Annotated in this window: 7 protein-coding genes; 4 read left to right on the top strand and 3 right to left on the bottom strand. The window is 62.9% G+C overall.

Annotated features, from left to right (window positions below):
• Positions 1 to 940, bottom strand: a 940-nt coding sequence (locus NDI87_RS13155) for a PQQ-dependent sugar dehydrogenase (RefSeq protein WP_296275754.1), incomplete at its 3' end; no start/stop codon positions are given.
• Between the two features lie 180 nt (positions 941 to 1,120).
• On the opposite strand from NDI87_RS13155, the gene NDI87_RS13150 reads away from it, so the two are divergent.
• The 3 genes from NDI87_RS13150 (at position 1,121) to NDI87_RS13140 (ending at position 8,856) form a co-directional block, all read left to right on the top strand.
• Positions 1,121 to 2,329 carry an FAD-dependent monooxygenase gene (locus tag NDI87_RS13150; protein WP_296275752.1) on the top strand — a complete coding sequence of 403 codons (1,209 nt, stop codon included), beginning with the start codon at positions 1,121 to 1,123 and terminating at the stop codon, positions 2,327 to 2,329.
• Between the two features lie 90 nt (positions 2,330 to 2,419).
• Positions 2,420 to 6,688, top strand: coding sequence for a phosphoribosylformylglycinamidine synthase (gene purL, locus NDI87_RS13145; protein ID WP_296275750.1), 4,269 nt, complete (start codon positions 2,420 to 2,422; stop codon positions 6,686 to 6,688).
• Entirely contained in the window at positions 6,658 to 8,856 is a 2,199-nt protein-coding gene (locus NDI87_RS13140) for a SulP family inorganic anion transporter (RefSeq protein ID WP_296275749.1), read from the top strand. The genes purL and NDI87_RS13140 overlap by 31 nt, the downstream gene beginning before the upstream one ends.
• Before the next feature lie 6 nt (positions 8,857 to 8,862).
• On the opposite strand, the gene NDI87_RS13135 is transcribed toward NDI87_RS13140, so the two are convergent.
• Positions 8,863 to 10,893, bottom strand: coding sequence for a U32 family peptidase (locus NDI87_RS13135; protein WP_296275747.1), 2,031 nt, complete (start codon positions 10,891 to 10,893; stop codon positions 8,863 to 8,865).
• Between the two features lie 95 nt (positions 10,894 to 10,988).
• Positions 10,989 to 11,279, bottom strand: coding sequence for a hypothetical protein (locus tag NDI87_RS13130; RefSeq protein WP_296275745.1), 291 nt, complete (start codon positions 11,277 to 11,279; stop codon positions 10,989 to 10,991).
• A gap of 105 nt (positions 11,280 to 11,384) precedes the next feature.
• Here NDI87_RS13130 and NDI87_RS13125 point away from each other — a divergent pair.
• Positions 11,385 to 12,128: LysR substrate-binding domain-containing protein (locus tag NDI87_RS13125; RefSeq protein ID WP_296275744.1), on the top strand; the 744-nt coding region annotated here is incomplete at its 3' end.

Here is a 12,128-nt window from a genome sequence, read left to right as displayed (position 1 = left end):
GCGCCGACAGCTCGATCCGGTTCAGGTAGCCAAACTTGAGCGAACCGACCAGCAGATTGCCGATCCAGGCGGTGCCGTAACGCGCACTGGTTACAAAGGCCATGCCAGATGGTGCAATTGACGGCACCCAGTAGTGCAGTGGCTGTGTCATGCCGTCTTTGGCGCTGAGCCCCGAGCCAATCGGGCCGCCGCCATAGTTCTCGCCGTAGGTGATCACCGGCCAGCCGTAGTTGCCTGCTGGCGTGATGAGGTTGATTTCGTCGCCGCCCTGGGGCCCGTGTTCATGCGCCCACAGTGCACCTTTGGGCGACAGCACCATGCCTTGCGGGTTGCGATGGCCATAAGACCAGATTTCGGGCAGGGCCCCCGCCGTGCTGACAAACGGGTTATCCGGCGGCACCCGGCCATCTTTGAAAATACGGATGATCTTGCCGTGGTGGTTGTCAAGCGTTTGCGCGTCGTCCTTGCGCACGTAACGTTCACCGATCGTCATGAAAAGCAGGCCGTCGGGCTGGCCCCGGGTCTGACTTTCGGCAATGCGGCAGCCAAAATGCGCGCTGCTGGCCACCTTGGGTTTGGCGCTGAAGATCACCTGCATGGCCTCCAGCCGGGTGCGGTCGCCGGACAGCATGGCCCGTGCCAGCGCCGTGCTGTTGCCACCCGCGCCGGGCTCTGAAAAACAGAAAAAAAGCGTGCGATTGCGGGCAAAGTCGGCGTCCAGCAGCACATCGAGCAAACCGCCCTGGCCCCTGGCCGCCACCTCGGGCAGACCGTGCAGCGCCGGATTGACCCGTCCGTCCGCCTCGATCACGCGCAGGCGCCCGGCGCGCTCGCTGACCAGAAACCGGCCCTGAGGTAAAAATGCCAGCGACCACGGGTGTTCCAGACCCGAGGCGACCACTTCGTGACGCAATGACTGGGCTGGCGCAGGCAGCGTCATGCAGAAGAATGTTGCCAGGAGTAAATTGCTGATCCATCTGGTCATGGGCTGCTCCGTAGGGTTTGCTTGCATGGCATGGTAGCGCGAGTTTCTTTTGAAACATAGGCTCAGGCCTGTCAGTTTTTTGCAGTCTTCGCAATCGACAATAAGCCATTTTCGAATTATGGACAGAATCCTGAGATGCGTAATGTAATGATTGCCGGGGGTGGAATTGGCGGCCTGAGTGCCGCTTTGGCCTGTACCCGCGCGGGTGCCGGAGTAGCGCTGTTTGAGCGCAATGCCGAGTTTTCGGAGTTTGGCGCGGGCATACAACTGAGCCCCAACATCGTGAAAATCCTGTATGACTGGGGGCTGCAGGAGGCGTTGTCCGAGGTGGTCGCCTTTCCGGACCGGCTGCAGGTACGCAGCGCCATCTCCGGGGCCGAGTTGGGCCGGCTGCGGCTGGGCGAGGAGATTGCCCGGCGATATGGTGCGCCTTACCTCACGATCCACCGCGCAGACCTGCATGCCGTGCTGCTGGCCGCATTGCAACAGCAGGGTGGGGCGACGCTGCACCTGAGCAGTCCGGTGAACGGCTTCGAGCAGACCGAGACCGATGTGGCGCTGCAACTGGACCATGACCAACTGGCGCGCGGCGACCTGCTGGTGGGCGCTGATGGCGGCTGGAGCAGTATTCGCCAGCAGTTGCTTGATGACGGCACACCGCAGCCGACCGGGCAACTGGCTTATCGGGCCTTGATCTCGCAGGCACGTTTGCCCATCCATTTGCGCAGCTCACAAGTGACCGCCTGGCTGGGACCGCAGATGCATGTGGTGCAGTACCCGGTGCGTCGCGGCGAATGGCTCAATGTGGTGGCGATCGTCCATGGCCAGGTGCAGGGCGACATGTCGCACTGGGATCACAGTGGCAATGCGGCCGAACTGCAGCAGCGTCTGCAGCTGACATGCAAGCCGCTCAAGGATTTGATCCAGGCGGTGCCCAATTGGCGTTTGTGGGCGCTGAGCATTCGCCCGCCCATGCGCAGTGGTCGTGAGCAGGCCGGGGGTCGCGTCGCCTTGCTGGGCGATGCCGCGCACCCGATGCTGCCGTACCTGGCCCAGGGTGCGGGTATGGCGATCGAGGACGCCGCTGTGCTGGCGCAGGTGTTGGAGCAGGGCGGTTTTTTTGCGGATGCCGACGGTTCGGCAGACCCCGGCAGTCTGGTGCCGGGCTTGTTGCGCCAATATGCGCGCCTGCGCTGGCAGCGCAATGCCCGGGTGCAGGCCACGGCGATCAGCAACGGCAAAATTTTTCACGCCAGCGGGCTGATGGCTTTCGGCCGCAACGTGGTCATGAAAATTCGGGGGGAGGCCGTGATGGACCAGCCCTGGCTGTATCGCGGCGTCTGAGCGGCAGTTAAAATCCGCCTACTTTTTGCATGGCACTGGCGTGCTTCATGCTTTTTAACCATTCGTCAGTCTCTCCCTGGGGCCCACCAATTGACTCTGCATATCACCCCTTTTGAGGGCGGTAGCGCTCTTGGCGCATTCCGTGTCCAACAACTTCTGCCGGGTCTGCAAGCCGTGCACGACAAGATCAATGGCATTGCCGCGCGCTATGTGCATCTGGTTGCGTCAGATCAGGTGCCTGGCCCTGCGCTCAGGGAACAATTGACCGCGCTGCTGAGCTACGGTGAGCCTTACACCGGCCCGGCCGACGGCACGCTGTGTGTGGTCACACCGCGTTTTGGCACGGTCTCGCCCTGGGCTTCCAAGGCCACCGACATTGCCCACAACTGCGGCCTGCCGGTGCACCGGGTCGAGCGCATCGTGGAATACCGCATCAGCCTCAAGAGCGGCCTGCTGGGCAAGCCCACCCTCACCGAGGCGCAAATGGCGCAGATCGGCAGTCTGCTGCATGACCGCATGACCGAGAGCGTGATGTTTGACCGAGCCGCGGCCCAGCATTTGTTTGACAGCCTGCCCGCCGCACCCATGGCCCATGTCGATGTGCTTGGTGGGGACAAACCCGCGCTGCTGGCCGCCAACACCGAGTTTGGCCTGGCGCTGGCCGACGACGAGATGGATTACCTGGTGCAGGCCTTCACACAATTGCAGCGCAACCCCACCGACGTGGAGCTGATGATGTTTGCCCAGGCCAATAGTGAGCACTGCCGGCACAAGATTTTCAACGCCCAGTTCACCATTGACGGCGTGGCCCAGCCCAACAGCCTGTTCGGCATGATCCGCCACACCCACCAGACCAACCCGCAGCATATGCTGGTGGCGTATTCGGACAACGCCTCGGTCATGGAAGGTGGCCAGGTTGAGCGCTTCAGCAGCCGGTCCAGCTTGACGGATGCCGGCATCAGCACTGGCAGCTATCAAAAAAGCAGCGCCTTGCAACACATCCTGATGAAGGTGGAAACCCACAACCACCCCACCGCCATTTCACCTTTCCCGGGCGCGTCTACCGGGGCCGGCGGCGAAATCCGCGACGAAGGCGCCACCGGCCGCGGCTCCAAACCCAAAGCCGGCCTGACCGGTTTTACCGTGTCCAAAATCAACTGGGGTCAGATTCCAATTGATTCCCCTTCCGTCATTGCGAGGAGCGAAGCGACGCGGCAATCCACGCAGGCCGGGGGCATGGATCGCCACGCTGCGCTCGCGATGACGGCCAAGAATGCCGATTACGGTAGGCCGGCGCACATTGCCAGCCCCTTGCAAATCATGGTCGAGGGGCCGCTGGGCGGCGCGGCGTTCAACAACGAGTTTGGCCGGCCCAATTTGCTGGGCTACTTTCGCGAATACGAGCAAAGCTTGAGTTACACGGTCAAGGACGCAACCGGCATGGCGCAGCCGCAGACCGAGCAGCGTGGTTACCACAAGCCGATCATGCTGGCCGGCGGCCTGGGGGTGATTGATGCCAGCCAGACCCACAAAATTGCCTTTCCGGCGGGCACCTTGCTGATCCAGTTGGGCGGCCCCGGCATGCGCATTGGCATGGGTGGCAGTGCCGCCAGCTCCATGACCACCGGTGACAACGCCGCCCACCTCGACTTCGACTCGGTGCAGCGCGGCAACCCCGAGATCGAGCGTCGCGCCCAGGAGGTCATCAACCAGTGCTGGCTCATGACCGATGCCAACCCGATTCTGGCGATCCATGACGTCGGCGCCGGTGGCTTGAGCAACGCTTTTCCCGAACTGACCAACGACGCCGGGCGTGGCGCCTTGTTCGATTTGCGCGCGGTGCCGCTCGAAGAATCCGGCCTGGCGCCCAAGGAAATTTGGTCCAATGAGAGTCAGGAGCGTTATGTGCTGGCGATTGCGCCCGAGTCGCTGGACTTGTTCAAGGCCCTGTGCGAACGCGAGCGCTGCCCGTTTGCCGTGGTCGGCGTGGCCACCGAGGCGCGGCAACTGGTGGTCGGTGAGGTGGATCTGTCCCAATCCAAAGCGGTGCAGGACAAGGCTGATTTGCCTGTCAATATGCCGATGAACGTGCTGCTGGGCAAGCCGCCCAAAATGCTGCGCGATGTCAGCACTGTGCAGCGCACATTTGCCCCCGTCAACCTGACCGGGGTCGCCTTGCAACAGGCTGCGATTGATGTGCTGGCGCATCCCACCGTGGCCTCCAAACGTTTTCTGGTCACCATTGGCGACCGCACCGTGGGCGGCCTGAGCCACCGCGACCAGATGGTCGGCCCGTGGCAGGTGCCGGTGGCCGACTGCGCCGTGACATTGGCCGACTTCAGGGGTTTTGCCGGCGAAGCGATGGCGCTGGGCGAGCGCACGCCGCTGGCCACCGTGAATGCGCCCGCCAGTGGCCGCATGGCGGTGGCCGAGGCCATCACCAACTTGCTGGCCGCCCCCATGGCACTGGACCGCGTCAAGCTGTCGGCCAACTGGATGGCAGCTTGCGGCGAGCCCGGTGAAGATGCCGCGCTCTATGCCACCGTGAAAGCCGTGGGCCTGGAGTTGTGCCCGGCTTTGGGCATTTCGATCCCGGTCGGTAAGGATTCACTGTCGATGCGCACGCAGTGGAAGGACGCCTCGGGCGAGGCGAAAAAAGTGACCTCGCCGGTGTCGCTGATCGTGACCGCCTTTGCCACGCTGGCCGACGTGCGCGGCACCCTGACGCCGCAGCTCAATGCCACCGATGACACCTCGCTGATCCTGGTCGACCTGGGGCGCGGACAGAACCGCATGGGCGGCAGCATCCTGGCGCAAACCCTGGGCCAGATGGGTGACGAAGTGCCTGACCTGGACCACCCGCAAGACCTGGTGAACCTGGTAAATGCGGTTAACGCCCTGCGCGCCAATGGCCAGATTCTGGCTTACCACGACCGCAGCGATGGCGGCTTGTTTGCCTGTGCCTGCGAGATGGCGTTTGCCGGCCATGTGGGCGTGGCGCTGAATGTCGACATGCTGGTGACCGAGGGCGACGGTGTGTCAGACAGCCGCATGGACTGTGGCGACGCCAAAAACTGGGCCGGCCAGATCAGTGGCCGCCGCGATGAGCTCACGCTCAAGGCGCTGTTCAGCGAAGAGTTGGGTGTGCTGCTGCAGGTGCGCACCGATGCGCGCAACGCGGTCATGCAGCTGCTGCGCGATCACCATTTGAGCCAGCACAGCCATGTGGTGGGCAAAACCCGTCCGGCAGACTCGACCATCACGGCAGGTATCGGCGCGGTGCAGGTGTGGCGCGATGCCAAGACCATTTTCAGTGCCAGCCTGTCGGACCTGCATCAGGTCTGGGACGCCACCAGCTGGAAGATTTGCCAGCAGCGTGACAACCCGGTCTGTGCCGATGCCGAGCATGCCGCGGCGGGTGAACCGTCCGACCCAGGCCTGCATGTCAAACTGGTCATTGCTGAGTCCGACACCGTCATTGCGAGTTCTGACTCCGTCATTGCGAACGGAGTGAAGCAATCCATGACTTCCGGGTTGCATGGATTGCCGCGCTTCGCTCGCAATGACGGCCCCGTCGGTCCAGCCCTCATGTTGTCGCGCCCCAAGGTGGCCGTGCTGCGCGAGCAGGGCGTCAACTCCCATGTGGAAATGGCCTATGCCTTTACCGAGGCGGGGTTTGAGGCCTTTGACGTGCACATGACCGACCTGCAAACGGGTCGCGCCAGGCTGGCGGATTTCAATGGCGTGGTGGCCTGCGGTGGCTTCTCTTATGGCGACACGCTGGGTGCCGGCATTGGCTGGGCCCGCTCCATCACCTTCAACCCCGTGCTGGCGGACCAGTTCAAGGCCTTTTTCGGCCGTCCGGACACCTTTGGCCTGGGCGTTTGCAATGGCTGCCAGATGTTTGCCGAGCTGGCCGACATCATTCCCGGTGCGCAGGATTGGCCACGCTTCACGACCAACCAGAGCGAGCGTTTTGAAGCGCGCCTGAGCATGGTCGAGGTGCTGCCGTCGCCCTCGATTTTCTTTGCCGGCATGGCCGGCAGCCGCCTGCCGATTGCGGTGGCGCACGGCGAAGGTTATGCCAACTTCAAACATCGCGGCAATGCTGCCAAGGCCATTGCCGCCATGCGCTTCACCGACAACCATGGCGTCGCCACCGAGTCCTACCCGTTCAACCCCAATGGCAGCCCGGGCGGCTTGACCGCCGTGACCACCCTGGATGGCCGTTTTACCGCCATGATGCCGCACCCCGAGCGTGTCTTTCGCAACATCCAGATGAGCTGGACGGACCAGGACCGTGATGCGTTGAGCCCCTGGATGCAGCTGTGGAAGAACGCCCGAAAGTGGGTGCGTTAACCCAAGCCGGCCGCAATTTGTCCGGCGCCATGGTGGCGCTGGAAACGGTGGCTATTGTGCTCACGCTGGGCTTGCTGGCGTTTGCACCGCTGGGTGTTTATGCGCCGCTGGGTATTGCCGCGGCTTTTGCTGCGGTGATTGCGGGCGGTCTTGTTTACGCCTTGCTGGGCAGTGCGGCGTCCCCCTCGGCCGGACCCACGTCGGCCACGGCATTGATTCTGGCCGGTCTGGTGGCACAGTTGGTGCAGGATGCACGGTTTGACCTGCACAGTGCCCATGGACTCGCCACGCTGCTGGCGTTGACCGCGAGCAGCGTGGTGCTGATGGGCCTGTTCCAGATGTTGATGGGCCTGTCGGGTCTGGGGCGCCTGGCCCGGTTTGTGCCGCAACCGGTGCTGGCGGGTTTCATGAATGGTGTCGCGTTGTTGATCCTGTTCGCGCAAATTCCGATCCTGCTGGGGCTGCCACAGCTGACCCGATTGACCGACCTGGTCGCTTTGTCGCAGGGACAACCGCTGGCCTTGCTGGTCGGGCTTGCTACGGCAGGAACGGTCTGGCTGGTGGGTTCGAAATGGTCCAGGGCATCATCGAGCTTGCTGGGCATGGCGGCGGGTTGCATTTTGTTCGTCGTACTCCTGGCGGCCTTTCCGGGCGTGCACCTGGGTGATGTCGTAGGACCTCTGCCACAGGGGCTGGTCAGGCCCGATGCCTTGCAGACGCTGGCCGATAGTGACGCCTGGACGCTGCTGCGCGATCACGGCAAGGCCGTGTTTTTGACCGCCGCGGTTCTGGCCGTCATTGGTTCGCTGGAGTCGTTGCTGGTGGCGCTGGCCACTGACCAGTATGGCCATTCCCGACACGATCCGGGTCGGGAACTGCGGGCGCTGGGGGCGGCCAATATGGTGAGCGGTTTGTGTGGCGGCCTGCCGCTGGTGCTCTCCAACGCACGCTGCGTGCTGCTGCTCAAAAAAGGAGCCATCGGTCGCGGCCCGGCGCTCGCATCCGTTGTCGCTTTTTTTGTGATCTACGCCGTGGCTGGACCTCTGCTGGCCCTGTTGCCCAAGGTGGTGCTGGCCGGCATCATGGTGACCATCGCAGTGGCGCTCAGTGACCGCTGGACGCGCCAGTTGTTGCGCCAATGGCTGTCCGGCGAGCGCTCGCCAGACCTGCGACACAGTCTGGCGGTGGTCGTGCTGGTCGGCCTTGTGACGGTGTTATTTGGCTTTGTGGCTGCCGTCGGGTTTGGTAGCTTGCTGGCCATGCTGATCTTTATCAGTGCCATGAACCGTTCCCTGATACGCGGGCGATTCAGCGCCCTGGAACGGCCTTCGCGCCGGATCTATGGCCCTTTGCAGGCCAGTCTGCTGCAGGTTGCGCGCCAGCGCGTGGTGCTGATTGAACTGGAAGGGGCGCTGTTTTTTGGCAGTGCCGAGCGCCTGGACAACGAAGCGAAAGCCCTGGCGCCGGATTGCCGTTGTCTGGTGCTCGACCTGAGTCTGGTCAGCATGATCGATGCGTCGGGCGCCATGCTGCTGCAACAACTCTCAAGCCAGCTTGAGCACCGTTGTGTGTCCTTGCTGCTGGCCGGCGTCAGCGCCGACAACGTCCACGGTAAACGGCTGAGAATTTTTGGCTGTTTCCCCGCCAACCTGCCCGACGGCGGGCGGACTGACTGGTGGCCGGATGCTGATCGGGCGATTGAAGCAGCCGAGCAGATGTTGCTGACCGAAGCGGGCATTGATGCGTCGCAAATGGCCGTGCCCCTGGCTGACACCTCGCTGATGAGGCGTCTGGGTGTGCAACCATTGGAGCACGTCAAGGAACGCATGGAGGTTCGCCACCTGCGCGCAGGAGAAGCTTTATTTCGTCAGGGTGATCCGGGCGACCGGCTCTATGTGCTGACGCAGGGTTCGATCTCGATCATTGGTGGCAAAGGACCCGTCAGGCAACGCTTTGTGAGCTTTTCGCCAGGGGTCATGATGGGTGAAATGTCGATGCTCGACGGCGCCGGACGCAGTGCCGACGCCATTGCCGACAGCGAGGCCGTGGTCTGGTCGCTGACGCGTGACGCTTATGAGGCACTGGTTTTGGAAGATCCGCTGCTGGGTGAGCGACTGACACGCAACATCGCGATTCACCTTGCGGACCGCTTGCGCGGACCCCGGTAGCCGGGCTCAGTGGCCGAATTCGCTGCTGCTGGCCGGACGGGTCTTGAAAAAAGTCAGTGGAGCGCCCGCATCGGCGCGCGCGCTGGCCAGCTCCTGTCTGGATTGTTTGGCCACGGCCGGTTTCATTTTGCCGACCACATGCATCTCGCAGGGTTTGCAGTCAAACCGCAGCGTGAGTTTTTCGCGTCCATTGATCAGCTGCAGCGGTTCGGCCTTGACCGTGCCCTGCACGCCGGTCACGCCCTTGGCCTGTTTGGGACACAGGCTCAACGAGAAGCGCACGCAGTGCTTGGTGATCATCAGGCTCACTTCACCGGGCTCTTCGATCGCCTCGTAGGCGGCGGCGATCACCTTGACGCCGTGGTTTGCATAAAACGTGCGCGCCGCCCGGTTGAAGACGTTGGCCAGGTAGCTCAAGCTGTCTTCAGGGTAGGGCGCAGCAGGATCCACGGCCCGGCCGGGCAGCCAGCGCACAAAGCCGGCAGCGCGTGCCGCCTCCAGCTTTTGGGCGGCTTCGCGGCGCAGCGTGTTCAGCACCGAGGCCGGCACAAACCAGGGCCGGGAAAACGCCACTTGCACGTCAGTCGCGGTAAAAATTGTGTTGCCCAGTTTGGAGGCGTTGTCCACCAATGTTGCGTGCGCACCGGTCTCGTCCCTGGCCGGCGTGAGCGTCAGAGTGGTTTGGGCGCTGGCGCTGAAGCCGTCTTCGTCGGTGAGTGTCAGGGTGATGCCATGGGCGCTGTCAGCCAGTCGTGCCCAGACCTGGATACGGCGTTCGCTGCTCTTTTTGTCGAGCCCATGCAGCCAGTTGACGTCGCGGTTGCGGTTGACCTCGACGCCTTTGCGCAGGTCTTTCAGGCCCGCCAGGGCATCCTTGGGGAAGACACGCCAGCTGCCTTTTTTGGCGCTGACGAGTTCGGCGCGGTTGATGGCCAGGCCGACCAGCTCCTTTTGCAGGTCGTAGTAACACAGGCCGTCGCCGTTGTGCAGCACGGTCTGGCGGTCGTTCAACTCAAGATCAACCCAGTTGGGGCCGACCTGGGTGACAAAGCCAATAGGCTGACCCGGGTTTTTGGGCGTGTCGAAGGCGCCAATCGTGTCCTGGCGGCCGTTGACAAAATAGTCGGTGAATTCGCGGTTGAAATTCTGATTGGGGTCGGGCGTGAAGCTGAAGGTGGTGCGCCCGCTGCTGGCGCGCGCCAGCGGATCGGCGCTGTATTGGCGCGCTTCAATGAGTTCGTCGAGCAGCTTGCGGTAATGCGCCGTGATGTTTTTCACATAGGCCATGTCCTTGTAGCGGCCTTCGATCTTGAAGCTGCGCACACCCGCATCCACCAGCGCGGCGATGTTGTCGCTCTGGTTGTTGTCTTTCATGCTCAAAACATGTTTGTCGTGCGCGACAAAACGGCCCTTGTCGTCGACCACCTGGTAGGGCAGGCGGCAGGCCTGGCTGCATTCGCCGCGGTTGGCGCTGCGCCCGGTATGCGCCGCACTGATGTAGCACTGGCCGCTGTAGGCAACGCACAAGGCGCCATGGACAAAAAACTCCAGCGTGCTGCGCGCCGGGTCAGTGGCGGCGCGCATAGTGGCAATTTGTGGCAGGGTGAGCTCCCGCGCCAGCACCAGTTGGGTCAGGCCCACGTCCTGCAAAAAACGCGCTTTTTCGGGCGTGCGGATGTCGCACTGGGTGCTGGCGTGCAATTGCAGCGGCGGCATGTCCAAATTGAGCAATCCCATGTCCTGCACGATCAGCGCGTCCACGCCTGCCTCATACAGTTGCCAGGCCAGGGTGCGCGCGCCTTCCAGCTCGTCGTCGCGCAGGATGGTGTTCATCGTCACAAAAATGCGGCTGTTGAAGCGGTGCGCGTGCGCCACCAGCCGGGCAATGTCGGCGACCGTGTTGTCGGCGCTGGTGCGCGCGCCAAACGACGGCCCGCCGATGTAGACGGCGTCGGCCCCGTGGTTGACGGCTTCAATGCCAATGGCGGCATCGCGTGCCGGGGCTAAGAGTTCGAGTTGGTGGGGCAGGAGTGACATGGGGCACGATTATCCCAGTGCGCGCCGCGCCGTGGGCGGCCGCGCATCGATGCATGGTCGCCGGTGTGCTCATTTCAGGTGCCACCGCCGCTGCATCAGCGCCAATTGATGCTGTCACGCTCGAACAAGCCCTCTTGGCGGGCACGGTTTTCTGATCGCTGTGCGCGCTCCAGCAGCCATTCCGGGGCACCAATGTCTTTCAGGGTTTCCGCGCTCAAGCCGTCGAGTGCCGTTAAATCGTGCTCACTCATTGGGCGCTGGCGTGCGGGCATCAGGCGACTCCAGAAATCGCGCGCAACCTTTACCCAAGTGCCGATCAAGGCGCGGGCTTTGACAGGGGCCATGGGTGTGATCGTGCTTGGGCTTGGGCAGCAAGTGGTATTCATGATGAGCTCCAGGAGTTGATTGAACATGCTGGTAAGCTTATCAAGTACATTATGAGAAAAATATCGTTTATTTCTGCATTATTTGTTCAGTAATACTTACCATATATGTCGCGATTGCCTTTGAATACCTTGCCCGCCTTTCGCGTTGTGGCGCGGCTTGGCAACCTGCGTGCGGCTGCGCAAGAGCTGCACCTGACCCACAGCGCGGTCAGCCAGCAGATCAAGCTGCTGGAAGAACAAGTGGGTTTTGAGCTCTTTGACCGCCGGGGTCGGCGCATCGTGCTCAACGCCGCCGGCGCCACCTTGCAGCGTGCCGTCGAGCCTGCGCTGGACCGGCTCGATGAGGGGTTGCGCGCCGCTGCGGCTGTTGCGAAAGGTGAGGCACAGCGTATTCGGCTGACGCTGTTGCCATCGTTTGCCCAGCGCTGGTTGTTGCCGCGCATGCCTCGCTGGCGCGAGCGTCACCCTGATATCAGCCTGGAATTGCATACCTCGCAGCAAGTTGTCGACCTGCAGCGTGAAGGTTTTCATGTGGCACTGCGCCAGGGGGCTGGCCCGTGGCGCGGTCTGCAGGCCGAGCAGCTGATTGATTCGCCGCTGATTGCGCTGGGATCACCCGCTGCTGCACGTCGCTTGCACGGACGCGGTACAGAGGCGCTGGCCGATGAGCCCCTGCTCGGCAGTGTCAAGCTGTGGGAGCGCTGGTTTGCGCTGGGATGCAGCCGGGTGGTGGTCAACCCGGTGGCCACGTTCAATGACTCAGGCCTGATGCTTCAGGCTGTGGAACAGGACATTGGCATCGGGCTGGCGCGCGAGGTGCTGGCGGCTGATGCGCTACGTGAAGGGCGG

The sequence above is a fragment of the Rhodoferax sp. genome (assembly GCF_023701345.1).
Classification (GTDB): domain Bacteria; phylum Pseudomonadota; class Gammaproteobacteria; order Burkholderiales; family Burkholderiaceae_C; genus Rhodoferax.
The sequence above is the reverse complement of the archived record's forward strand: the minus strand, read 5'-3'. Positions and strand labels throughout refer to the sequence as shown.

Coding starts and splice junctions, on each gene's coding strand:
- NDI87_RS13135 (WP_296275747.1), bottom strand. CDS start 10,893: ATGTCACTCCTGCCCCACCAACTCGAACTCTTAGCCCCGGCACGCGAT.
- NDI87_RS13130 (WP_296275745.1), bottom strand. CDS start 11,279: ATGAATACCACTTGCTGCCCAAGCCCAAGCACGATCACACCCATGGCC.
- NDI87_RS13150 (WP_296275752.1), top strand. CDS start 1,121: ATGCGTAATGTAATGATTGCCGGGGGTGGAATTGGCGGCCTGAGTGCC.